The organism is Promicromonospora sp. NPDC050880 (assembly GCF_044456525.1).
Lineage (GTDB): Bacteria > Actinomycetota > Actinomycetes > Actinomycetales > Cellulomonadaceae > Promicromonospora.
In genome coordinates this window covers 38,534-61,281 of the sequence record NZ_JBITFV010000002.1, presented here as the reverse complement: position 1 = coordinate 61,281, position 22,748 = coordinate 38,534, and the positions used below count along the sequence as shown (strand labels likewise).

Below are 22,748 nucleotides of genomic sequence, written 5' to 3'. Positions count from 1 at the left end.
CCGCCGGGCGCGGGAGCGAGCCCATCATGCGTCAGACCCCACGGTCACGAGGGCGGCGTGGTCGCCCGTCCTCCGGAACCCGGCGGGATCCCTGTGTGTCCCCCTGGCTTGCCGCCGATCCTCGACCCTCACAGTTGCGAACGATAACCGTTCTCATAGGACCATGGCAAAGACGGTGCCGCCAGTCCGGCGTGCCTGCCCAGGGCACCCGATCTTCATCCGGGCTTCCTTTCCAGGACGGCGGTCTCGTAATTCGCGGCCATCTGCGCGGGGTTCCATATCGATATCGCCGGTCGCGATATCCCGCACCGCCGGCTCCCGCCAGAAAGGAATGCCCATGCGCCCCCGCGCACTCCCGGCCCTGGGCCTGCTCGCCCTCGGTACCACGGTCCTGCTCGCCGGCTGCTCCTCGGCCTCCGCCGACGATGCGGCCGCCGACCCGAACGCCCCGATCACCTTCGCCACGACCCCGCTCGGTGACGACCCCGGCGCCGAGAACCCCATCGAGGCCTTCGCCGGCCTGGTGGAGGCCGAGACCGGCCGCGAGGTCGAGATCGTCGACGTGCCCGACTACACGGCCGTCGTCGAGGCCCTGCGCAACCACCACGTCGACATCGGCTTCATGAGCGGCTTCCCGTCCGCGCTGGCGGTCAACACCGGCGAGGTCGACTCCCTGGTGGCCTGGCCGGGCAACGACGACCCGGTCTCCACGTGCCTCGTGCTCGACGACTCGCCGCTCACCGCGCTGGACGACATCACGCCCGACACCGTGGTCGCGTTCGCCGACCCGGCGTCCAGCTCCGGCTACTTCATGCCCGTCGCGATGCTGCACGACGCCGGCCTGGAGAAGGACACCGACTACGCCGCACTGTTCAGCGGCGGGCACGACATGAGCTTCACGGCTCTGAAGGAGGGCCAGGCCGACGTCGCGTGCACCTCGACGATCTTCCCCACCATGGCCGGCCTCGGTGACCCGATGTTCCCGTTCGAGAAGGGCGAGACCCGCTCGATCGGCGAGAGCGACTCCATGCCGGTCGCCGTCACCGTGCTGGCCGACCAGGACCTCTCCGACGACAAGCGCGACCTGCTGAAGCAGGCGCTGCCGAAGGTGTTCGTCGAGGAGAACGCCGACGCCCTCGGTGCGATGTTCGAGGCCATGCAGGGTACCGAGCCGGTCGTCGACCCCGACCCGTCGATCTTCCAGCCCTTCGTGGACATCGCGGCCGTCGCTGACGTCGACATCTCGGACCTGGGCTGAGCATGTCCACTCCCGCACTTGTCTCGGTGCGCGGCCTGCGGGTCGCCTACGGTGACGGTCCCCTCGTGCTCGACGGCGTGGACCTCGACCTGTCCGCCGGCGAGATGGTCGCCCTCCTGGGCTCGTCCGGTTCCGGCAAGTCGACGCTGATGCGCAGCCTCACCGGGTTCGCGCCGATCAGCGAGGGCTTGGTGCACGTCGTCGGCCAGGACATGACGCATCTGCCGCGGGGCGGCCTGCGCCACGTGCGCGCCTCCGTGGGGCAGGTGTTCCAGCAGTTCAACCTGGTGGGCCGGCTCAGCGTGCTGACCAACGTGCTGACCGGAGCCCTGCACGACGCCGGCCCGGTCAACCTGGCCGGTGGGTTCTCCGGCGCCCACCGCCGCCGTGCGATGGAGCTGCTGGACCGCGTCGGCATCGCCCACAAGGCCGCCGAGCAGGCGCGGTCCCTCTCGGGCGGGCAGCAGCAGCGGGTCGCGATCGCACGGGCGCTGATGCAGCGCCCGCGCCTCGTCCTCGCCGACGAGCCGGTCGCGTCGCTCGACCCGAAGATGTCGCACGCGGTGCTCGGCCTGCTCCGCGAGATCGCGCACGACGACGGCATCCCGGTGCTCGTCAGCCTGCACGTGCTCTCCCTCGCGCTGGAGCACTCCGACCGCGTGGTGGGTCTGCGGCACGGCCAGGTGCTCGTGTCCGCGCCGACCGCGCAGCTCGACGCCGCGGCGCTCGACGCTCTCTACTCCCACGACGACCAGGGGGCGGCTCGTGTCCGCGACCTTGTCTGAGTCCGCGCCGGACGCCGGACCGGGCGCGCCGGAGCCGCAGCTCGACCCACGTACCCGCGCCCGCCTCGAGCGCGCGGTCAACGTGCCCCGGGCGCGGTTCCTGCTCGGCATCCCCGTCGTCGGGGTCCTGATGGTGTGGTCCTTCGTCGGCGCGGAGTTCGACGTCGCCAAGCTCGGCGAGGGCGCCACCAACATGGGCGACTTCCTGCTGCGGCTGTTCCCGCCCACGTGGGACAAGCTCGGCGTCATCGTGGAGCTGCTCGTCGAGACGCTGCAGATGGCGATCGTCGGCACCGCGCTCGGCGCGGTCCTGTCCCTCGTCGTCGCGTTCGGTGCGGCGTCGAACATCGCCCCGCGCTGGCTCTACTACCCCACGCGGTGGGTCATGAACGTGATCCGGTCGCTGCCCGACCTGGTGTTCGCGCTCATGTTCGTCTCGGCCGTGGGCCTGGGCCCGTTCGCCGGCATCCTCGCGATGACGGTGGGCTCCGTCGGCTCCATCGGCAAGGTCTTCGCGGAGGCGATGGAGGCGGTCGACACCGGCCCCGTCACCGCGATGCAGGCCGTCGGGGCGTCCCGGCGCCAGGTGGTCCAGTACGGGGTGCTGCCCCAGGCCGGACCCCTGCTCGTCTCCTACACGCTCCTGCTCTTCGAGGGCAACGTGCGCGGAGCCACCATCCTCGGCATGGTCGGGGCGGGCGGCATCGGCCTGGAACTCACCACAGCCATGAAGATGTACGACTACGGGCACCTGTCCGCCATCGTCATCTGCATCATCGTGCTGGTCACGGTCATCGACCAGGCCAGCGCCGTCATCCGAAGGAAGATCACGTGACCGACCCTGCCCTGCCCCTCAGCGCCCCCGTCAACCTCCGGGACCTGGGCGGCATCGCCGTCGACGGCGGCGTCGTCCGCCCGGGCTTCGCCCTGCGTGCCGACGACCTCGCCCTCGTGACCGACGACGTCGCCCGCGCGCTGGTCGACGACGGCGTGCGGGCGATCATCGACCTGCGGTCCACCGACGAGCTCGGCGTGACCGGCCGCGGACCGCTCGGCACGCACTCGAACGTCAGCTACCACCACGTGCCGCTGCTCGCCGACATCGGGCAGGCCACCGACGGCAGCGGCACCCGGCCGGCGAGCGCCGAGATGATGGACCAGACCCGGTTCGGCCGGATGTACCTGCGCATGTACGAGGGTGCCGCGCCGCAGATCGTGACGGCGCTCGCGATCATCGCCCATGCGCCGGGCGCCGTCGCGTTCCACTGTGCCGCCGGCCAGGACCGCACCGGCGTGCTCGCCGCGTCGCTGCTGCTGGCGCTCGGCGCCGACCAGGAGGACATCGTGGCCGACTACGTGCGCACCGGCGAGAACTCCGCGGCCATCATGGCGCGCATCTCGCCCGTCCTGCGCCCGTTGATGAGCCGGTTCGGGATCGAGCTCGACGCGGCGGCGCTGGCCGCCGTCAGCACGGGGTTCTCGGACGCCCCGATGCGCGAGCTGTTCGCGATGCTGACCGAGCGGCACGGCGACCCGCTGGCACCGCTGCGCGTGGCGGGGCTCACGGACGGGCTGGTCGCGCAGCTCCGCTCCCGCGCCCTGCGCCCGTCCGAGTGACCGGCGGCCCGGTGCGCGGTCCTGGCCGACCGCGCTCGCAGGGGCACGACGAGCGGATCGTCGACGCCGCCGTGGAGCTCCTGGAGCGCGGCGAGGAGATCACCGTCAGCAGGGTGGTGGAGCGCAGCGGTGTGAGCCGCGCCGCGATCTACCGGCGATGGCCGAGCATGACGGACCTGGTCGCCACGGCGCTCGACCGGGGCCGCGCGCCGCACACGATCCCGCTGGAGGGCGACCTGCTCCAGAACGTGCTGGACGCGTACACGACGCAGTCGGCCACGACGCGTGAGACGTACTCGGAGGAGCGGTTCCGGCTGCGCATGCGGCTGGCGATGACGGACCGCAAGCTCGCCCGGGCGTACTGGCGGTCGCACGTGTCGCGGCGCCGGGCGGGCATGGTCGCGGTGCTGCGGGCGGGGGTCGAGCGGGGCGAGCTGCGCCCCGACCTCGACGTCGACGCGTGCATCGACCTGGTCAACGGCGTCTTCTACTACCAGTTCGTGGTGCGCGGCGTGACCCTGGACGACCCCGAGGCGCTGGAGCGCTGCCGGGAGGGCATCCGGGTGGCCTGGCGGGGCATGGCCGTGGTCGCCTGAGCGCAGGCAGGGCCGCCGCGCGCACACGCCCACCCGCCTCACACGTTCGTCAGCCGCCGCCACGTGCGCACCACGGCGCCCACCGCGAGCGGCACCACGGCGGCCGCCACGAGCAGGTGCGGCAGGCCGACGGCGGCCGCGGCGTCGGGCCCGCCCATCCCGGTCCAGAGGGACGGCGCGGCATACGGGAACCAGGAGCCGCCGCCCAGCAGCACCACGATCTGGGTGAGGGCGACGACGCCGACCAGCGCCCCGACCGTCGCGAGCTGGCTGCGCGTCACGGTGGCGACCCACGCGAACGGCAGGGCCAGGCCGCCGCCCAGCAGTCCGGCGACCACTGCGACGCCGGCCTCCCGCCAGGCGCCGAACGAGGCGCCCGAGGCCGCCGTCACCACCGCCGACGCGGCCACTGACAGGCCCACGGTCAGCACCACGGACGCCGTGGTCCAGGCGAGCGTGACCAGGCACTTCGCCAGGGCGATCGTGCCGCGCGGGACGGCGAGCCCGAACAGCGCGCCGGCCGTGCCGCTCTCGAGCTCGCGCCCGAAGGACGACGCGACGAAGAACCCGCCCGCGGCCAGCGCCGCGACGGACAGCACCTGGGCGCCGACCGTCAGGTGGGTCGTGGCCAGGTCGCCGGTGGCGTAGTCGGCGAGCTTGGCCGCCGTGGGGCCGCCCGCCTGCGGCGACCTGGCCAGCGCGACCATGCCGACGGCGGCCGCCGGGACGAGCGCCGCCAGCAGCGCGGTGGCCAGCCGGGCCACGAGCGAGCGGCCGAGCTTGAGGGTTTCGACGGCGAGGGCCGCGGGCAGCGGGGACGCGCGCCCGGCCGGCGCGGGCCTGGCAGACGTCGGCACGGTTGGTGTGGTCATGCGGGACTCCCGGTCCTGGTCGCGTGGTCGGTCCCGCCGGCCGGGGCCCCGGTGTCGTGGCTGGTCCCGGCGCGCGTGTCCGCGTCGAGCACCATGGCGAAGAAGCGCTGCTCCAGGTCGGAACCGCCCGGCTCCAGCCGGCCCTGGTCCCGCCCGGCGTGCAGCACGACGATCTCGTCCGCGACGCGCGACACCTCGTCCAGGTGATGGCTCGACACCAGCACGGCCGCGCCGTCGCGGGCCAGGTCCCGGATCAGGCCGCGCACCAGGACGACGCCCTGCGGGTCCAGCGCGCTGGTCGGCTCGTCGAGCACGAGGGCGGCCGGGCGGTGCAGCGTCGCGCACCCGATGCCGAGCCGCTGGAGGTTTCCGGCCGAGAGCGCGCGGGCCCGTGCGTCCCGCCAGGGCGCGAGCCCCAGCCGGTCGACCGCCTCGCGTGCCGTGCCGGCGGCGTCGGTGCGGCCCAGCCCGTGCAGGCGCGCAGCGCAGCGCAGGTTCTCGGTGACGGTCAGCTCCGGGTACACCAGGGGTGCGCCGACGACGTGCCCGAACCGCGCCGCGGCGTCCGCGGGCAGCGTGGCCGGGTCGTGGCCCAGCACCCGGGCCGTGCCGTGGCCTGGGGGCAGGCGGCCGACCAACGTGCGCAGCGCCGTCGTCTTGCCCGCGCCGTTGAGGCCGATCAGGGCGGCGACCCGGCCGCCGTCGACCCGCAGGGTGAGGTCGTCGAGGGCGACCCGGCCGCCGAAGGTGCGCGAGACGCCGTCGAGCACGAGGGCCGGCGCGGTCATCGCTCGGCTCCCGCCGGGGCGAGCTGGGCCAGTGCGCGCCGGACCAGGTGGGCGAGCGTGACGTCGTCGGGCTCGGTGGCCCAGGCCAGCAGGGCGGCGGTGGTGGCGGCCAGGCACGCGGAGGCCGCGATGGCGGCGTCCAGCCGCGGGGCGCCGTCGGCCACGAGGCGTTCGACGATCGCCTCCTGCGTGGCCTCGGTGCCGATGACGACGGCGGCGCGCAGGGCGGGCGACGCCGCGACCAGGGCCACGCGCCGGCGTGCGGTCGCGTCCTCGGTAGGGGTGATGTCGCCGAGCGCGGCGAGCAGGCCGAGCCGGGTGCGTTCCAGAGGGGGCAGGTGTACCGGCTGGGCGCCCACTGCCTCGGCGATGAGCGGGTCGTAGGGGTCGGTGACCAGCACCGCGTCCTTGGTGGGGAAGTGCCGGAAGAAGGTCATGGGGGTGACCCCGGCGGCGTCGGCGATCTGGTTCACCGTGGTGGCGGCGTAGCCCTGGCGCTCGAAGAGGTCGAGCGCCGCGTCGAGGATGCGAGCCCGGGTGCGCAGGGACCGAGGGGTGACCACGCCACAATGTTAGTCACTAACATTGTGGCGTGGCAACGGTCCGCTCAGTGGTTCTCGCGGTCCTCGGCGTCGCCGATGTAACCGCCCACGGGGTCGGGCCGGCCGTCGAGGTTCATGTCCGACGAGCGGGCCCGCCGCGCGTCCCAGCGCAGGGCGACGGCGCCGAGCAGGGCCGCGACCACCGAACCGCACAGCACGGCGATCTTCGCGCCGTCGGCGTGCTCCGAGTCGGTGAAGGACAGCTCGCTGATCAGCAGCGACACGGTGAAGCCGATGCCGGCCAGTAAGCCGACGGGCAGCAGGTCGCGCACCCCGATGCCGTCGGGCAGGCGCAGCGGGGTGAGCCGCGTGATCGCGGCGGTGGCGCCGAGGATCCCGGCCAGCTTGCCCAGCACGAGCCCGGCCGTGATGGCCAGCACCACCGGCTGGCCGATCAGAGCACCCGCACCGTCGCCGTCCACCAGGGTGACGCCCGCCGCGAAGAACGCGAACAGCGGCAGCGCGAGACCCTGGGAGAACGGCCGGACCGTGTGCTCGAACGAGTGCGTGCGCGACGTCGTCTCGCCGTGGCGGGCGATCGCGGGCACGGTGAAGCCGAGCAGCACGCCCGCGATCGTCGCGTGCACGCCGGAGGAGTGCATGAGCGTCCAGGCGACCAGCGCCAGGGGCAGCAGCACGAACCAGCGCGGCGTGCGCGAGCGCACGTGCCAGGCGAACAGCGCCACGCAGACCAGCGCGCCGGCCAGGGCCCACCAGTGGATCTGCTCGGTGTAGAAGACGGCGATCACGACGATGGCCAGCAGGTCGTCCACCACGGCCAGGGTCAGCAGGAAGGTGCGGATGGCCACGGGCAGGCCCCGGCCGAAGATCGCGAGCACGCCGACGGCGAAGGCGATGTCGGTCGCCGTCGGGATGGCCCAGCCGTGCAGGGCGCCGGTGTCGCCGAAGGCGAGCAGTACCGCCACGTAGATCGCGGCGGGTACCGCCATGCCGCCCACCGCGGCCACCATGGGCACCCCGGCCTCCTTGGGGTTGCGCAGGCTCCCGGCGACGAACTCGTGCTTGAGCTCCACGCCCACCACGAAGAAGAAGATCGCCAGCAGGCCGTCGGTGCCCCACGCCGCGAGCGAGAGGTCGAGGTGGACGTGCAGGGGACCGATCCAGGCGGGGCCCACGACGGTCTCGGAGAGCGCGGTGTACGCCTCGCGCCAGGGCGAGTTGGCCCACAGCAGGGCCAGCAGCGCGGCTCCGATGAGCAGCGCGCCTCCGGTGGTCTCGCGGGAGACCCAGGTGCGTACGCGCTGGGGCAGGGTGGTGGTGCGGGGCACGGAGCTCCTCGAGGGTCGGCGCAGCGGACCAGCCGTCGACCGGTCCACGCCGACCAGACTTCCCGGCACACCCTGGGTAAGACCCTACCTGGTCGGCGCACGCGGGGTCAGTGACGCCCGCCACCGGCCTCAGCGCGGCCCGGCGGTGAGCCCCGCGGTGAGCGACTCGATGGTGAGGTCCAGGACGTCGGCGTACCGGTCGCCGAACTCGGCCGCGTGCAGGGGCAGCAGCAGCACCGCGCGCAGCGCGCCGACGACGACGGCCGGGTCGGTGCCCCGGATCACGCCCGCCGCCTGCTGCTCCGCGACGTAGTCGGCGAGCTCGTTGACGAACTCCACCGGGGCGGGCTCGTCGCCCGGCATCCGTGCGTCCTCGGGCCGGACCCTGCCGACGACCAGCGCCATCTCGTCGGGGTGGGTCACGAGCCTGCGGTAGAGCGGGTCGTCCTCCAGGATCGTGACCGAGGCACGAAGGAAGCGGCGCAGGGCGTCACGCGCGTCGGTGCCGCGGTGCAGGCCCTCCTCGATGGTGCGGCGGCGGGTCTGCCCCGCCTGTTCGAGCAGGAGGTCGAGGTAGAGGGCCTCCTTGGAGTCGAAGAACGTGTAGAACGTGGACTTCACGATCCCGGCGTCGGCCACCAGTGCCGCCAGGGACGTCTTGCGCAGGCCCTCGGTGGCGAACAGCCGCCGGCCGGACTCCCGGAGCGAGGCGGTGATCCGCGCGCGCTCGGCCTCGCTGAACGCCACCGGCATCGTCGTCACCCCTTGAAAACGCGTGTGATTCCTGTTTCCAGACTCTACCGGCCGGACGGGCGGCGCGTTGACGCGCCGTGCCCGGGGCACTAGCTTCGTGAAAACAAACATGGTCACGCGTTTTCATGCGTGCTGAACGGGGAGGCGACCCGATGAAGGTCCTGGTGATGACCCTGGGTACCCGGGGCGACGTGCAGCCGTTCGTCGCCCTGGCCCAGGGTCTGGCGGCGGCGGGGCACGAGCCGCTCGTGGTGGCGCCCCACCGGTTCGAGCAGTTCGTCAGCGACCACGGCGTGCCGTTCGCCGGCATCGACGACGGTCCGATGCGTCTGCTCGACGGGGCCGGGGCCGGGGCGGTGCTGGAGGGCGGGATCCGTGCGCGGCTGGCGCTCATGCCGCGGATGGCGGCGATGTTCACCCGGGTGCTGGAGGACTCCTGGGCGGTGGCGCGGGCATCCGGCGCGGACCTCGTGGTGCACAACGGGCAGATCGTGGCCGGGCAGCACGTCGCCGAGGCCCTCGGCGTCCCGGCCGTGCTGGGTCTGCCGATCCCGATGTACGTGCCGACCCGGGAGTTCGCCTGGCCGGGGGTCGAGGTCGCGGGGCGCCTGCCCCGGGCGCTGAACCGGGCCACGTTCCTCGGCATGCGCAGCACCACCAGCATGTTCGGCTACGTCGTGGACCGTTGGCGTCGGGACGAGCTGCACCTGTCGCGCCGGCCCGGCCGGCACGACCCCACCCGGGCGGCCGACGGCGGCCGCGCCCGCGTGCTGCACGCGATCAGCCCGGCGGTGCTGCCGCGGCCGGCCGACTGGCCCGGCGAGGCGGAGCTCACCGGGTACTGGACCCTGGCCGGGCCGCCGGCTCCGCTGCCCGCCGGCACCGAGGCGTTCCTGGCTGCGGGGGAGAAGCCCGTGTTCGTGGGCTTCGGGTCGATGGCGGGTGCCGACCCGGCGGCCACCACGGCCACCGTCCTGGAGGCGGTGCGGCGCACCGGCCGCCGTCTGGTGGTCGGTGCAGGCTGGGGCGGCCTGGACACCACGGACCTGCCGGAGCACGTCCACGCCGTCACGGACGTGGACTACCGGGCACTGCTTCCCCGGGTCGCCGCCGTCGTCCACCACGGCGGGGCGGGCACCACGGGCGTCGCGTTCGCGGCGGGGACCCCGCAGGTCGTGTGCCCGTTCGTCGCGGACCAGCCGTTCTGGGGCGGGCGGGTCGAGCGGCTCGGGGTCGGCCCGGCCCCGGTGCCCCAGAAGCGGCTCACGGCCGACCGGCTCGCCGCCGCGCTGGAGCACGCCCTGAACGACCGGGCCCGGGCGGAGGCCGGGCGCGTGGCGGCGGCGATGCGCGAGGAGGACGGCGTCGCCACGGCCGTCCGGAGCCTCGAGGGGGTCGGCGAGCGGGTGCGCTGAGGCGCTGCGGCCGGGGTGGTGCCCGGTGCTGCGGGTCGGCCTGTCGCGGTGGGCAGCGCGCGTTCCCGCTGGTCGTCACGTCGGGCAGGGTCCGTCTCGTCGAGGGGGTCGACGGCGCCGGACACGGCCGGCGCCCCGTCCGACCAAGGAGAGAAGCCTCGTGAACCTGACCCTCTGGATCGCCACCGGGCTGCTGGCGGCGGTGGCGCTGCTGGGCGGCACCAGCAAGACGTTCTTCCCCAAGGCGAGGCTGGACGCGCACCCCGCGAGCTGGACGTCCCGCGCGAGCACCGGCTTCGTCAAGGCGCTCGGGGTGCTCGAGCTGCTGGCTGCCGTGGGCCTGGTCCTGCCCGCGGTGCTCGACGTCGCGCCCGTCCTGGTGCCGGTGACCGCCGTGTGCTGGGTGGTGCTCATGGTCGGTGCGATGATCACCCACGGTCGGCTCGGTCAGCCCCGGCTCGTGCTTCTGACGGCGGGTTACCTGGCGCTCGCGGCGTTCGTCGCCTGGGGGAGGTTCTTCGTGGTGCCGCTGTGACCGGTCGGTGCCCGTCGTTACCTTCGCCGGGTGCCGACCGTCGTACGGGGTGACGTCACCCACCCGAGAGAGGTGCTCGCATGACCGGATCCCGTGCCCAGGACGCCGTGGCCGCGGCGTTCCAGGAGGAGAGAGGACGGCTCGTCGCTGCGGCGCGCCGCATCCTGGGCTCGCCCACCGACGCCGAGGACGCGGTGCAGGAGGCGTGGCTGCGTCTGTCCGGCCAGGACCCGGCCACGATCGACAACCTGGCCGCATGGCTGACCACGGTGGTGAGCCGGGTGTGCCTCGACATGCTCCGTGCGCGCCGGGCCCGGCCCGCCGTGCCGCACGACGAGCCGCTGTCGGAGCTCGTGGTGACCGAGGACGACGCCGGCACACCCGAGCAGGACGCCCTGCTGGCCGACTCGGTCGGCCTGGCGCTGCTCGTGGTGCTCGACAGCCTCGGCCCCGACGAGCGGCTGGCCTTCGTGCTGCACGACGTCTTCGGGCTGCCGTTCGACGAGGTCGGCTCGATCCTGGGCAAGTCCACGGACGCGGCGAAGATGACCGCGAGCCGTGCGCGCCGCAAGGTGCGCGGTGTCGAGCGGTCCCGCGGCGCACGCGAACGGCAGCGCGCCGCGGTCGACGCGTTCCTGGCCGCAGCGCGCGACGGCGACTTCGCCGGGCTGCTGCGCGTGCTCGACCCCGACGTGGTCTGGCGTGCGCACACGCCGCACGGTGTGGTGATCCGGATCGGGGCGACCGAGGTGGCCGCCAAGGCGCAGCAGGCCGTGCACGCGCGGGCGACCGCACGCCGCGTCCTGGTCAACGGCGAGCCGGGCATCGTGGTCTGGGGCCCGAACGGCACGGCGCAGGCCGTGATGTCGTGCACCGTCGAGCACGGGCGCATCGTGGAGATGGTGTCGGTGCTCGACCCGCACGGGCTGGCCGTCGACCTCCCGGCCACGCCCGCGTGACGCCCGCTGTTACCTTCTCGCCCGCCCCGCCGTCGTCTGGGTGTACGGAGCATCCACCGCAGGACGGGAGCACATCATGACCAGGACCTGGTTCGTCACCGGTACGTCGCGCGGCCTGGGCCGCGCCTTCGTGGAGGCCGCGCTCGCCCGGGGCGACAGGGTGGCCGCCGCAGCCCGGGACACGTCGACCCTGGACGACCTGGTCGCGGCCCACGGCGACGCGCTGCTGCCGCTCGGGCTCGACGTGACCGACCGGGACGCCGTCCACGCCGGCGTACGGCGGGCGCACGAGCGCTTCGGCCGCCTCGACGTCGTGGTGAACAACGCGGGGTACGCGCAGGTCGGCGCCGTCGAGGAGCTGACGGAGCAGGAGGTGCGCGACCAGCTCGAGACCAACGTGTTCGGGGCGCTCTGGGTGGTCCAGGCCGCGCTGCCGTACCTGCGGGAGCAGCGCGGCGGGCACATCGTCCAGATGTCGTCGGCGGCCGGTCTCCTGGCCATGCCGCTGGGGGCCGCCTACCACGTGTCCAAGTGGTCGCTGGAGGCCCTGAACGAGTCGCTCGCGCAGGAGGTCGCCGAGTTCGGGATCAAGGTGACCATCGTCGAGCCCGGTGGGTACGCCACACGGGGCGGCAAGAACCCGGACCCGCTCGACAACGGGCACGTCTCCGCGCCGGACCCGGCCTACGACGGGCTGCGCCGTCGCCTGGCCGAGTTCACCCGGGACCAGCCGGCGGGCGACCCGGCCGCCGCCGCGCAGGCACTCCTCACCCTCGTCGACGCCGAGCACCCGCCCCTGCGGGTGCTGTTCGGCCAGGGCTTCCACGGGCTGCTGCAGAAGGTCTACGCGGACCGGCTCCGGACGTGGGCGGACTGGCAGGACCTGTCGGCACGGGCGCAGGGGTTGCCTGTGCCCGCGCCGGGGTCCGAGCCCGTGGCCGGAGGCGTCACGACCCGCGGATGATGCGGTCGGCGACGTCGGCCGCGCGGTCGATGGGCACGGCGAACCCGATGCCGATGCTGCCCGAGCCGCCCATCGTGGCGATGGCCGTGTTGATGCCCACCACACGACCGCGCAGGTCGACCAGCGGGCCGCCGGAGTTGCCCTGGTTGATGGAGGCGTCGGTCTGCACCATCGGCCCGGGGAAGCCGCCCGCACTACGGTCGACGGCGCTCACCACGCCCGCCGTCACGCTGCCCGTCAGCCCGAGCGGGGAGCCGACGGCGATCACCGGGTCGCCGATGCGCAGCGCCGCGCTGCTGCCGAGCGCCGCGGCGGGCGTGGGCCCGAGGTCGGCCTCGACGACGGCGATGTCGTTGCGTTCGTCGGCCCCGAGCACCCGCCCGGCGACCGTGCGGCCGTCGTCGAGCATCAGCTCGACGCTGGTGCTGCCGACCACCACGTGGCCGTTGGTCACCACGTGGCTGTCGTCGACGACCACGCCGGAACCGCCACGCGACCCTGCCCGGACCTGCACCACGCTGGGCAGCACGCGCTGGGCGGCGCTTGTCGTGGTCAGGCCGGTGCCCTGGTCCGCGGCGGGCGGCGGCGCCTCGTCCGGGCCGACGGCGAGGCCCGTCACCACGCCGGTCGTCGCGGACCCGAACAGGGCGCCCAGGGCCAGGGCCGTGGCCAGTGCCAGCAGGGGACGCTGACGGCGGGGCGCGTTCGAGGCCGGCCGGTCCGGCGGCGGGCCGGTGGTCACGGCGGGCGCGGCGGGTGCGGACGGTGCGGACGCCGTGGGCGACCGCCGGGCCGGGACGTCGTCCGGCGCCGGACGTGGTGCCGCCGGGGCGCCGAGCACGAAGTGGCGTGGTCCGGCCGGGCGGCCCAGGCCGGCGGGCGGGACGGGGGCGGGGGAATCGGGGTGCGGCACGGGAGCGCTCCTTCGAACGGGACCAGGTCGAACGGGTCAGACCAGCCGGGAGAAAACGGCTCAGACCAGCCGGGAGAACCAGCGCAGGGACAGCGCCGTGGCGACGACCGCGAGGCCGAGGCCGAGCAGGATCAGCGGTGTGGTGACGAGCGTGGTCTCGGTGCGCCAGCCGATCGACGAGCCGATGTCCTCGTAGACCTGGTCCAGCTCGGCCCCGCTCTCGGCGCTGTAGAAGTGCCCGCCGGTCTCCTCTGCGAGGCGGCGCAGCGAGTCGGCGTCGGCGGGCGCCGACTGGGTGCGCACCCCGTTCCCGATCACCCCGCCGGGCGTGCCGTACGCGATCGTGGAGACGGGCATCTGCGCCTCCAGGGCCGCCCGCACGGAGTCGGCAGGGCTGCGGCCGGCGGTGTTGAACCCGTCGGAGAGCAGGACGAGCCGGGCCGGGATCGGGTCGGCCGGCACCGCGCCGACGTCGTCGGCCGGGTCGCCGCCCGTCGCGCCGCCCGTCGCGCCGCGCGTCGTGTCGCCAGGGGTGCCGCCCGCCGGGTCGGCCGGGGCGCTGGCCGCCGCCTGCCGGAGCACCTCGCCGGCTGCGGTGAACACCGCCTCGCCGATGGCCGTGGCGCCGTCGGCCTCCAGGGAGCCGATGGCGTTCTCCACCAGGGCGCGGTCGTCCGTGACGGGGGCGACCAGGGTGGCGTCGCCGGCGAACGCGACGGCACCCACCTGGACGGTCTCCGGAAGGTCGCGGACGAACTCGACGGCGGCCGCCTTCGCCGCGGTCAGCCGGTCGGGCGGCACGTCCTGCGCCTCCATGGACCCGGACACGTCGAGGGCCACGATCACCGTCGCCTGCTCGTACGGCACCCGCAGGCGCATCTGCGGTCCGGCGGCCGCCGTGGCGAAGGCGGCCAGCGCGAGCAGCACCAGGGCGGTGGCCAGGTGACGGCGCCAGCGGGGCCGGACGGGCGCGACCCGGTCGAGCATCGGCAGCGTCGCGAACCGCACCGCGTAGCGCGTGCGCCGTCGGCGCAGCACCATGTACGCGACGGCCAGGGCGGCCACCGGCACGAGGGCCAGCAGGAACAGGGGGCTGGTGAAGGTCATCGGGTCCTCCGGGTGCGTCGTCGGTGGGTGCGGCCGCGGTCCCGGACGAACCGGGCCAGCGCCACCGTCCAGTCCTGGTCGGTGGCAACCCGCACGTGCTCGGCCCGGCAGGCGCGCACGGCCGCGGCGGTCTGGTCCCGGTGCCGGGCCGCGACCATGGCGTAGGCGAGCCGCAGCTCCGGGTCGGAGGTGGAGACCTCGCGCTGCGCGCCGGTCTCGGGGTCCACGAGGACGGCCTCGCCCACGTCCGGCAGCTCCCGCTCGCGCGGGTCGTCGACCTCGACCACGAGGACGTCGTGCCGCGCGGTCAGCCGGCGCAGCGGCCCCTCCCACTCGAACGGGCGCTCGATGCGCCCGTCCGGCACCACCAGGTCGGTGACCACGACGCACAGCCCGCGGCGCCGGGCCCGCGCCCCGAGCCCGCGCAGGGCGTCCGCGAGCGGCACCGGGACGCCGCCCTCGCGCGGGGCGGCGGCGAGCCGGGTCAGCGCGGCCGCGGCGGCGTGCCCGGGCCGCGGCGCCAGCCAGTGCAGCCCGGCGGCGTCGAGCAGGCCGACGCCGACGCGGTTGCCGGCGCCCGCGGTGAGGAGGCCGACGGCGGCCGCCACCTCCTCGGCCACGTCGGCCTTCTCGGTGAGCGCGGTGCCGAACGCCATGCTGGGGCTGCGGTCCAGCAGCAGCCACGTCTCCAGCTCGTGCTGGGCACGGGTCCGCCACAGGTGCGGTGCACCGGTACGGGCCGTGACGTTCCAGTCGATCCGCCGCACGTCCCCGCCGGGCCGGTAGAGCGTGAGCTCCTCGGGGTCGGTGCCGGGCCCCAGGGCGTCGCCGTCGACGTCGCCCTGCAGCAGGCCGTCGACCCGGCGCCGTACGGTCAGGTCCAGGCGGCGGAACCGGCGCGCGGCGTCGGTCATCGCACGATCACCTCCTCCTCGGCGGGCGCCACGCGCGGCTGGGCCACGGCCGCCAGGACGGCGTCCACCACCGTGCGCGGGTCCACGCCGTCGGCCGCGGCGTCGAACGTCAGCACCAGCCGGTGGGCCAGCACGTCGCGCGCCAGGTCGGCCAGGTCGGACGGCAGCACGTAGTCCCGCCCGCGGACGAGGGCCAGCGCCCGGCCCGCCGCGATCAGGCCGAGGGTGCCGCGCGCGCTGACCCCGTACTCCAGCACCCCGTCGAGGTGGTGCAGGCCGTACCGGTGCGGGTGACGGGTGGCGAGCACGACCGTCACGGCGTACTGCGCGACCGCGTGGTGCACGAAGACCTGGTCGGCCTCCTGCTGGAGCTGGCGCACCGTGGGAGCGTCGAGGAGCGGTTCCGGGCGCGGGGGAGCCGTGCTCATGCGCTGCACGATCGTGAGCTCCTCCAGCTCGTCGGCGTGGTCGACGTCGACCTTGAGGAGGAACCGGTCGCGCTGCGCCTCCGGCAGGGCGTAGACGCCGTCGCTCTCGATCGGGTTCTGCGTGGCCAGCACCAGGAACGGGTCGGGCAGGGCATACGTGCGGCCGCCGATGCTGACCTGTCGCTCGGCCATGGCCTCCAGCAGGGCCGACTGCACCTTCGCCGGCGCGCGGTTGATCTCGTCGGCGAGTACCAGGTTGGCGAACACGGGGCCGAGCTCGACGTCGAAGTCCTCCCGCGACGGCTTCCAGACCCGGGTGCCGACGATGTCCGACGGCATGAGGTCGGGGGTGAACTGGAGTCGGGCGAACGATCCGCCGACCACGGTCGCCAGGGTGCGCACCGCGAGCGTCTTGGCGACGCCGGGCACGCCCTCCAGCAGCACGTGCCCGCGCGAGAGCAGGCCGATCATGATCCGCTCGACCATGTGGTCCTGGCCCACGATCACCCGTTTGACCTCGAACAGCGCGCGTTCGAGCAGAGCGGCGGGCGGGCGCAGCGGCGGATGCTTGGCGACGGCGGGGATGTCCTGGGTGGCGGGTCTGTGGTCGTCCATGGCACCGACTCCACCCGAGGCCGGGGAAAACTGCGGGAAACCCGAGCGAAAGCCGACCGAAAGGGTGGACCGGCAGGGCCTGTCAGACGCGGCGCCGGGCGGTTACGGTGCTGCTGTGCGGCTGCTGATCGTGGAGGACGAGGCGGGCCTGGTGAGCGCCCTGGAGGTGGCGCTGCGCCGGGAGGGCTACGCCGTCGACCACGCGCGGACGGTCGCGGAGGCGCGGGACAAGCTCGCCCTCAACCCGTACGACCTCGTGCTCCTGGACGTCACGCTGCCCGACGGCACCGGCTTCGACCTGACCCGCGCCGTCCGCGCCGGCCAGGTGCCGCTCGCCGAGGGCGACCCGCCGCGCATCCTCATGCTCACCGCCCGCGGTCGGCTGACCGACCGCGTCACGGGGCTCGACGTCGGCGCCGACGACTACCTGGTCAAGCCCTTCGCGATCATCGAGCTCTCCGCCCGGATCCGCGCGCTGCTGCGCCGCGAGGCACGCGAGGTCGCCGCGGTGCTCACGCACGGCCCCATCCGGCTCGACGCCGCCCGGCAGCTCGCCTGGCGCGGCACCCGCGAGCTCGCGCTCACCCGCAAGGAGTTCGCGGTGCTGCGCTACCTGATGAGCCGCCCCGCGTACGTGGTGCCGGCCGAGGAGCTGCTGGAGCACGTCTGGGACGAGAACGCCGACCCGTTCACCCAGACGGTGCGCGTCACCGTCGGCACGCTGCGCCGCAAGCTGACCCTCGACGGCGAGGAGCCCGCGCTGGAGACCCTCATCGGACGCGGGTACCGGCTGCGCGAGCTGCCCGCGTCCGTCGAGGGCGTCCCGGCATGAGGCACGACGACGACGACTGCGGGGCCGGGCCCGGCACGGCGCCGTCCGCCCGCCGCGTACGGCCGCGGCTGCCCGGATGGGCGCGGACCGTGCGGATGCGGCTCGCCGTGACCTACTCCGCGACGCTCTTCGGCATCACCGCGCTCATCCTCGCGGGCGTCTACCTCGCCCTGTCCCGGACCATGGTGGCCGCGCCGCTGGACCCGGTCACCGTCAAGCGGTTCGAGAAGAAGCCCGACGGCAGCATCGCCTACCGGCCCGGCGAGCAGTTCCAGGCCGCCGACCTCGATACCGTGCAGCACGCCGTCAACTACACGGCGCTGCAGACCCTGCGCGACTACTCGGCCGTGGCGCTCGCGGTGATGTTCCTGCTCAGCGTCGTCGTGGGCTGGTGGGTGGCCGGTCGTGCGCTGCGGCCGGTGGAGGCGATCACGCGCACCGCGCAGGAGATCGGCGCCACCGACCTGTCCCGCCGGATCGGCGCGACCGGGCCGCACGACGAGCTGCGCACCCTGGCCGACACCATCGACGGGATGCTCGACCGCCTCGACCGGGCCTTCAGCGCGGAACGCCGGCTGATCGAGGACGTCTCCCACGAGCTGCGCAACCCCGTGACGGTGGTGCAGGCCAACGTCGAGGCCGTGCTCGCCGACGACCAGGCCGACCGGGCGCAGCGGGCCGAGGCGTCCGCCGTCGTGCTCGCGGCGACCGGCCGGATGTCCCGGCTGCTGGAGGACCTGCTCGCGACCGCACGGCTGCGGTCGGAGGCCTTCACCGACCAGGAGGTGGACCTGGCGGCGCTCGCCGTGGGCGCCGTCCGCGAGAACCGCGCGGTGGCCGGCCGGCGCGGGGTGACCATCGCGGAGCGCACCCATCCCGGGCCGGTCGCCTACGGCGACGCGAACGCCCTGGCCCGGGCCGTGGACAACCTCCTGTCCAACGCGGTGCGGCTGGCCCCCGGCGAGAGCGTGATCACGGTCGGCGTGGGCAGCCGCCAGGGCTGGGCGTGGGTCGCCGTCGCCGACGAGGGCCCGGGCGTCCCGCCCGAGGCCCGGGACCGGATCTTCGACCGGTTCTACCGGGGCGCGAACGGTTCCGACGACGCCTCGGGGGAGCGGCCGGACGGCTCCGGGCTCGGCCTGGCCATCGCGCGCCAGGTCGCCGAGAGCCACGACGGCCACCTGCGGCACAGCGACCACGGACCCGGGGGCAGCACGTTCACCATCTGGCTCCCGGACCGCACCCTGGACCGCGCGACGAACCGCGCGAACACGCCGCCGGGCGGGGACCCGCTGGAAGCCTGATCGGCCGGCCGCATCGCAGGTGGGGCCACCGCCGTCGTCGGGCCCGCGAAGCGCCGAGCGCACCCGACGGGTACCGGCAGGTAACCGTCGGGTCCGTAGGGTCCTGGCCATGGAGAACAACGCGTCCTCGACCACCTTCGTCCTGGTCCACGGGGCCTGGCACGACGGCACCTGCTGGGACCGGGTGGTGCCGCTGCTGGAGGCGCGTGGGCATGTCGTCCACGCGCCCACCCTCACCGGGCACGGTGAGACCGCCGACCGGCTCGGGCCCGAGGTGAACCTCACCACGCACGCGGACGACGTCGTCGGGCTCGTCCTGGGCAAGGACCTGTCCCGGGTCGTGCTCGTCGGCCACAGCTACGCGGGCATGGTGATCTCGGCGGTCGCCAACCGCATCCCGGAGCGCATCGCGCGGTTGGTGTACGTCGACGCCATGGTGCCCGAGCACGGCGAGAGCGCCGTCGACGTCATGCCGGCCGCCCAGCAGATGATCGACGCGGCGGCCCGGAGCGCCACGCCGTGGCGCATCCCGCCGCTCCCGGAGCTCCCCGCGCCGGCCGGGCTGTTCGGTGTGACCGACCCGCAGGACGTGGCCTGGCTCCGAGGCATCCTGGGTGACGAGTCGGTGTCCTGCTTCGTCGAGCGCGTGGACCAGAGCAACCCGGCGCTGGCCCGCGTCCCTCGTGCGCACATCCACTGCGTGGGGTCCGAGGTGGAGGGCATCGAACGGCGCCCCGTGCCCGCGGTGCAGCCCAACGGCGAGCCGGCGCGGGTCCTGGAGCTCCGCAGCGGGCACGACTGCATGGTCACCGTTCCCGCGGAGCTCACCGACCTCCTGACGGGGCTGGTCTAGCGTCTCGACCATGCGTGCTCCCGAAGCCGACGTCTTCCTCGCAGACTGTCCGACGCGGCTGGCGATCGAGATCATCGCCGACAAGTGGTCGGTCGTCGTGCTCTTCGCGCTCAGCCGGCGCACCTACCGGCACGGCGAGCTGGTCGAGCAGATCGGCGGGATCTCCCGCAAGGTGCTCACCCAGACGCTCCGGCGGCTGGCGCGGTACGGCCTGGTCGAGCGGGAGGCCTACCGCGAGGCACCACCACGGGTCGAGTACACGCTGACCGACCTCGGCCGGACCCTCGTGGAGCCGATCGGGGCACTGACGGACTGGGCCCGGCTCCACGGAGCCGCTGTCGCCGAGCACCTGGACGAAGCCGGGCGAGGGGCGGGCCGGGAGTCGGCCGGGTCCGCCGGGTGATCCCAGGACGCCCGGACTCAGGCCGGCAGCTCCTCCGAGAACACCCGGAAGTCGCTCCGCCCGGTGTGCATGCCCCACAGGGTGCCCGCCAGTGTGGCCGGGTCGTTGGTCGCGTGCCCCGGCGTGATCGCGCCCGGGATGATGAGCTGGGCGACGTGGATGCCCTCGGGCGCCAGCACGTCGTGCAGCATCGAGGCGTAGGCGCTCTCGCCGGCGAAGGCGATCGAGGTCCCGGCGACCCGCGGGTTCGGGCGGGCTCCCGAGCCGCCGTTGACGAACAGCACGGTGCCCCGCCCGAGCGCACGCATGCCCGGCAGCACCTGCCGGACGGCGGTGACCGGGCCGAGCACGGAGAACTCCACCGCGGCCGTCAGGTCGTCGGCGGTCGTCTCCAGGACGGGCCGCAGGAACTCCCGCTGCGGGATCGGGCTGTACTCCAGCACCTCGATCGGGCTCAGGTCCTGCGCGGACCGGTCGAGGGCCGCGGCCAGGGACCGCGGGTCGCGGACGTCGGCCGCGTACCCGCGGGCGGTGGCGCCGCCGTCCCGCAGGCCGGCGGCCAGGGCGTCGAGCCGCTCCTGGTTCCGGGCGACGAGCGCGATGTCGAAGCCCTCGGCGCCGAACTTCCGCGCGACGGCGGCGCCCAGGCCCGGGCCCGCGCCGACGATGGCGATGGTGGTCATGATGGTCCTCCAGAAGGATGAGAAGGTCAGAGGGTGAGCAGCACCTTGGTGGCGCGCCGCTCGTCCATGGCCTGGTAGCCCTTGGCGGCGTCCTCCAGGGGGACGGTGAGGTCGAAGACCTTGCCCGGGTCGATCTTCCGGTCCCAGATGAGCTGGATCAGCTCGGGCAGGAACCGGCGCACGGGCGCGGGGCCGCCGTGCAGGTGCACGCCGGTGAAGAAGAGCTTCAGGCCGTCGAGCGTGACGCCGTGCGTGACGCCGACGTACCCGACGTACCCGCCGGGCCGGGCCGACCAGATGGCCTGCCACATCGACTCCTCGGTGCCGACGGCCTCGACGACGCCGTGCGCGCCGTACCCGCCGGTGAGCTCCTTGACCCGCGCGGCGCCCTCGCGGCCGCGCTCCTCGACGACGTCGGTGGCCCCGAACTCGCGGGCCAGCGCCTGCCGGTCGGGGTGGCGGCTGAACACGATGATCCGCTCCGCGCCGAGCTGCTTCGCGGCCAGCACGGCGGAGAGGCCGACGGCGCCGTCGCCGACCACCGCGATGGTCCTGCCCGGCCCCGCCTCGGCGGCCACGGCCGCGAACCAGCCGGTGCCGAGCACGTCGGAGGCGGCGAGCAGCGACGGAACCAGGTCGGCGTCGGGCGCACCTGGCGTGGGCACGAGGGTGCCGTCGGCCAGCGGGATGCGCGCGAGCTGGGCCTGGGTGCCCACCGAGCCCATCATCACGTGGTGGATGCAGCGGGACTGGTAGCCCGCCTGGCAGATCTCACAGGTGTTGTCGGAGGCGACGAACGAGCCGACGACGAAGTCGCCGACCTTGATGTCCCGCACCTCGTCCCCGATCTGCTCGACCACGCCGACGTACTCGTGGCCCATCGGCGTCGGACCGTCCAGGGCCTCGACCCCGCGGTAGGGCCACAGGTCCGACCCGCAGATGCAGGCCGCGGTGACCCGGATGACCGCGTCGGTGGGCTCGACGATCGTCGCGTCCGCGCGGTCCTCGACGCGGACGTCGCCGGGGGCGTGCATGACTACTCCACGCATGGTGGTGCTCCTTGCTCCGGAGACCTGCTCCGATGATCTGCTCCGGTGATCGCACCGGGACGCCAGGCCGCCTGGTGGGCGGCACCTCCTCAGTGTTCGTCCCGGTCGCCGGGACAGGGAGTCCCTGGCGTGGGGTGTACCGACAGGGCACCCCCGGGCCGGGGCATCCGACCTAGCCTGGGGGCATGGACAACCGAGCAGAGGTGCGCGAGTTCCTCATGACCCGCCGCGCCCGGCTCACGCCGGAGGCGGCAGGGCTGCCCGCGGGCACGCACCGCCGGGTCGCGGGCCTGCGCCGCAGCGAGGTGGCCGCGCTCGCCGGCGTCAGCGTGGAGTACTACGCGAAGCTGGAACGTGGCGCACTCGGCGGTGCCTCGGCGGCCGTCCTGGACGCGCTGTCCCGCGCCCTGCACCTCGACGACGCCGAGCACGCCCACCTGCTCGACCTGGCGCGCGCCGCCGACGGCATCCCGTCGTCGGGGCGCAGCCGCCGCCGGGCTGCCCGTCCGGGACCGCCGCGGTCCAGCCTGCAGTGGGCGCTCGACTCCATGACGGACTCCGTGGCCGTGGTACGCGACCAGCGCCAGGACCTCGTGGCGGCCAACGCGCTGGGGCGCGCCTTCTACTCACCGCTGATCGGTGACGGCGGCCGCACGCCGAACTTCGCCCGCTTCCAGTTCCTGGACCCCGCGGCCCGCGAGTTCTACCCGGAGTGGGACCGGTTCGCCCAGATGTGCGTGGCCATCATCCGGGCCGAGGCCGGGCGCGACCCGCACGACAAGGGCATCCAGGACCTCGTGGGCGAGCTGTCGACGCGCAGCGAGCTGTTCCGCAGGCTCTGGGCCGCGCACGACGTCCGCACCCACGGCAGCGGCACCAAGCGGTTCCGGCACCCGGTGGTGGGCGAGCTGACCCTCGTCTTCGAGGAGTTCGCGCTGACCGCCGAGCCGGGCCAGGTCATGCTCGTCTACACGGCCGAGCCAGGCTCGCCGTCGGCGGAGGGGCTGCGCCTGCTCGCGTCCTGGTCGGCGGAGCACGCCCCGGCCTGAGCCCTGGGCGTGCCACGGGCCGCGTTCGCGGTGTGTGGTCGGTCGGTTGTCCTGCCGGGCTGGTGTGTGGTCGGTCGGTTGTCCTGCCGGGCTGGTGTGTGGTCGGTCCCCTGCCCGCCGGGCTGGTGCGTGATCGGTCCGCTGCCTCGAGATCGGTCGCTCAAC

Annotated in this window: 25 protein-coding genes; 14 read left to right on the top strand and 11 right to left on the bottom strand. The window is 74.4% G+C overall.

Annotated elements, in window-relative coordinates; all coding sequences use genetic code 11:
• Nucleotides 1–337: 337 nt before the first annotated feature.
• The 5 genes from phnD to ACIBBF_RS04090 are packed head-to-tail and all read left to right on the top strand — an operon-like array spanning nucleotide 338 to nucleotide 4,256.
• Nucleotides 338–1,258, top strand: coding sequence for a phosphate/phosphite/phosphonate ABC transporter substrate-binding protein (gene phnD, locus ACIBBF_RS04110; RefSeq protein ID WP_397410793.1), 921 nt, complete (start codon nucleotides 338–340; stop codon nucleotides 1,256–1,258).
• 2 nt (nucleotides 1,259–1,260) lie between these two features.
• Nucleotides 1,261–2,043 (top strand): phosphonate ABC transporter ATP-binding protein, encoded by a 783-nt coding sequence (locus ACIBBF_RS04105; RefSeq protein WP_397410791.1) that lies wholly within the window; start codon nucleotides 1,261–1,263, stop codon nucleotides 2,041–2,043.
• The gene (phnE, locus tag ACIBBF_RS04100; RefSeq protein WP_397410789.1) at nucleotides 2,024–2,878 is read left to right on the top strand and encodes a phosphonate ABC transporter, permease protein PhnE; all 855 of its coding nucleotides are present in this window, start codon (nucleotides 2,024–2,026) and stop codon (nucleotides 2,876–2,878) included. Before ACIBBF_RS04105 ends, phnE begins: the two co-directional genes overlap by 20 nt.
• Nucleotides 2,875–3,660, top strand: coding sequence for a tyrosine-protein phosphatase (locus ACIBBF_RS04095; RefSeq protein WP_397410787.1), 786 nt, complete (start codon nucleotides 2,875–2,877; stop codon nucleotides 3,658–3,660). The genes phnE and ACIBBF_RS04095 overlap by 4 nt, the downstream gene beginning before the upstream one ends.
• 11 nt (nucleotides 3,661–3,671) lie before the next feature.
• Nucleotides 3,672–4,256 (top strand): TetR/AcrR family transcriptional regulator, encoded by a 585-nt coding sequence (locus tag ACIBBF_RS04090; RefSeq protein WP_397410785.1) that lies wholly within the window; start codon nucleotides 3,672–3,674, stop codon nucleotides 4,254–4,256.
• Between the two features lie 38 nt (nucleotides 4,257–4,294).
• Here the strand turns inward: ACIBBF_RS04090 and ACIBBF_RS04085 are convergent, their stop codons facing one another.
• The 5 genes from ACIBBF_RS04085 to ACIBBF_RS04065 form a co-directional block, all read right to left on the bottom strand.
• Nucleotides 4,295–5,128 carry an ABC transporter permease gene (locus ACIBBF_RS04085; protein ID WP_397410783.1) on the bottom strand — a complete coding sequence of 278 codons (834 nt, stop codon included), beginning with the start codon at nucleotides 5,126–5,128 and terminating at the stop codon, nucleotides 4,295–4,297.
• Nucleotides 5,125–5,916, bottom strand: coding sequence for an ABC transporter ATP-binding protein (locus ACIBBF_RS04080; RefSeq protein WP_397410781.1), 792 nt, complete (start codon nucleotides 5,914–5,916; stop codon nucleotides 5,125–5,127). The genes ACIBBF_RS04085 and ACIBBF_RS04080 overlap by 4 nt, the downstream gene beginning before the upstream one ends.
• Entirely contained in the window at nucleotides 5,913–6,479 is a 567-nt protein-coding gene (locus ACIBBF_RS04075; protein WP_397410779.1) for a TetR/AcrR family transcriptional regulator, read from the bottom strand. Before ACIBBF_RS04075 ends, ACIBBF_RS04080 begins: the two co-directional genes overlap by 4 nt.
• 44 nt (nucleotides 6,480–6,523) lie before the next feature.
• The gene (gene nhaA, locus ACIBBF_RS04070) at nucleotides 6,524–7,807 is read right to left on the bottom strand and encodes a Na+/H+ antiporter NhaA (protein WP_397410777.1); all 1,284 of its coding nucleotides are present in this window, start codon (nucleotides 7,805–7,807) and stop codon (nucleotides 6,524–6,526) included.
• A 129-nt stretch (nucleotides 7,808–7,936) separates the two neighbouring features.
• The gene (locus ACIBBF_RS04065) at nucleotides 7,937–8,560 is read right to left on the bottom strand and encodes a TetR/AcrR family transcriptional regulator (RefSeq protein ID WP_397410775.1); all 624 of its coding nucleotides are present in this window, start codon (nucleotides 8,558–8,560) and stop codon (nucleotides 7,937–7,939) included.
• A gap of 152 nt (nucleotides 8,561–8,712) precedes the next feature.
• Between ACIBBF_RS04065 and ACIBBF_RS04060 the strand changes: the two genes are divergently transcribed.
• From ACIBBF_RS04060 to ACIBBF_RS04045, 4 genes are all read left to right on the top strand, one after another.
• Nucleotides 8,713–9,975, top strand: coding sequence for a glycosyltransferase (locus ACIBBF_RS04060; RefSeq protein WP_397410773.1), 1,263 nt, complete (start codon nucleotides 8,713–8,715; stop codon nucleotides 9,973–9,975).
• A gap of 160 nt (nucleotides 9,976–10,135) precedes the next feature.
• On the top strand, nucleotides 10,136–10,510 hold the full coding sequence (locus tag ACIBBF_RS04055) for a DoxX family protein (RefSeq protein ID WP_397410771.1): 375 nt from the start codon (nucleotides 10,136–10,138) through the stop codon (nucleotides 10,508–10,510).
• 80 nt (nucleotides 10,511–10,590) lie between these two features.
• On the top strand, nucleotides 10,591–11,469 hold the full coding sequence (locus ACIBBF_RS04050) for a sigma-70 family RNA polymerase sigma factor (protein WP_397410769.1): 879 nt from the start codon (nucleotides 10,591–10,593) through the stop codon (nucleotides 11,467–11,469).
• Between the two features lie 76 nt (nucleotides 11,470–11,545).
• Nucleotides 11,546–12,433 (top strand): SDR family NAD(P)-dependent oxidoreductase, encoded by an 888-nt coding sequence (locus tag ACIBBF_RS04045; protein WP_397410767.1) that lies wholly within the window; start codon nucleotides 11,546–11,548, stop codon nucleotides 12,431–12,433.
• Here ACIBBF_RS04045 and ACIBBF_RS04040 read toward each other — a convergent pair.
• The 4 genes from ACIBBF_RS04040 to ACIBBF_RS04025 are packed head-to-tail and all read right to left on the bottom strand — an operon-like array spanning nucleotide 12,417 to nucleotide 16,410.
• Nucleotides 12,417–13,346, bottom strand: a complete 930-nt coding sequence (locus tag ACIBBF_RS04040; RefSeq protein WP_397410765.1) for a S1C family serine protease — start codon at nucleotides 13,344–13,346, stop codon at nucleotides 12,417–12,419. The two genes, ACIBBF_RS04045 and ACIBBF_RS04040, sit on opposite strands and share 17 nt — an antisense overlap.
• 60 nt (nucleotides 13,347–13,406) lie before the next feature.
• On the bottom strand, nucleotides 13,407–14,453 hold the full coding sequence (locus ACIBBF_RS04035) for a VWA domain-containing protein (protein ID WP_397410763.1): 1,047 nt from the start codon (nucleotides 14,451–14,453) through the stop codon (nucleotides 13,407–13,409).
• A complete protein-coding gene (locus tag ACIBBF_RS04030) occupies nucleotides 14,450–15,367 on the bottom strand; it encodes a DUF58 domain-containing protein (RefSeq protein WP_397410762.1) in 918 nt (305 codons plus the stop codon). Before ACIBBF_RS04030 ends, ACIBBF_RS04035 begins: the two co-directional genes overlap by 4 nt.
• Complete coding sequence (locus ACIBBF_RS04025; protein WP_397410760.1) at nucleotides 15,364–16,410, bottom strand: AAA family ATPase; 1,047 nt, start codon at nucleotides 16,408–16,410, stop codon at nucleotides 15,364–15,366. Before ACIBBF_RS04025 ends, ACIBBF_RS04030 begins: the two co-directional genes overlap by 4 nt.
• Nucleotides 16,411–16,525: 115 nt before the next feature.
• Here ACIBBF_RS04025 and ACIBBF_RS04020 point away from each other — a divergent pair, with 115 nt between their 5' ends.
• The 4 genes from ACIBBF_RS04020 (at nucleotide 16,526) to ACIBBF_RS04005 (ending at nucleotide 19,802) form a co-directional block, all read left to right on the top strand.
• The gene (locus tag ACIBBF_RS04020) at nucleotides 16,526–17,242 is read left to right on the top strand and encodes a response regulator transcription factor (protein WP_397410758.1); all 717 of its coding nucleotides are present in this window, start codon (nucleotides 16,526–16,528) and stop codon (nucleotides 17,240–17,242) included.
• A complete protein-coding gene (locus ACIBBF_RS04015) occupies nucleotides 17,239–18,546 on the top strand; it encodes a sensor histidine kinase (RefSeq protein WP_397410756.1) in 1,308 nt (435 codons plus the stop codon). The genes ACIBBF_RS04020 and ACIBBF_RS04015 overlap by 4 nt, the downstream gene beginning before the upstream one ends.
• Nucleotides 18,547–18,655: 109 nt before the next feature.
• A complete protein-coding gene (locus tag ACIBBF_RS04010; protein ID WP_397410754.1) occupies nucleotides 18,656–19,399 on the top strand; it encodes an alpha/beta fold hydrolase in 744 nt (247 codons plus the stop codon).
• 10 nt (nucleotides 19,400–19,409) lie between these two features.
• The gene (locus ACIBBF_RS04005; protein WP_397410752.1) at nucleotides 19,410–19,802 is read left to right on the top strand and encodes a winged helix-turn-helix transcriptional regulator; all 393 of its coding nucleotides are present in this window, start codon (nucleotides 19,410–19,412) and stop codon (nucleotides 19,800–19,802) included.
• A 17-nt stretch (nucleotides 19,803–19,819) separates the two neighbouring features.
• Here ACIBBF_RS04005 and ACIBBF_RS04000 read toward each other — a convergent pair whose 3' ends face one another.
• Nucleotides 19,820–20,485: an SDR family NAD(P)-dependent oxidoreductase gene (locus ACIBBF_RS04000; protein ID WP_397410750.1), complete on the bottom strand. Its 666-nt coding sequence runs from the start codon at nucleotides 20,483–20,485 to the stop codon at nucleotides 19,820–19,822.
• Nucleotides 20,486–20,511: 26 nt separating this feature from the next.
• On the bottom strand, nucleotides 20,512–21,534 hold the full coding sequence (locus tag ACIBBF_RS03995) for a zinc-dependent alcohol dehydrogenase family protein (RefSeq protein WP_397410748.1): 1,023 nt from the start codon (nucleotides 21,532–21,534) through the stop codon (nucleotides 20,512–20,514).
• Nucleotides 21,535–21,719: 185 nt separating this feature from the next.
• On the opposite strand from ACIBBF_RS03995, the gene ACIBBF_RS03990 reads away from it, so the two are divergent.
• A complete protein-coding gene (locus tag ACIBBF_RS03990) occupies nucleotides 21,720–22,583 on the top strand; it encodes a helix-turn-helix transcriptional regulator (protein WP_397410746.1) in 864 nt (287 codons plus the stop codon).
• Nucleotides 22,584–22,748: the final 165 nt, after the last annotated feature.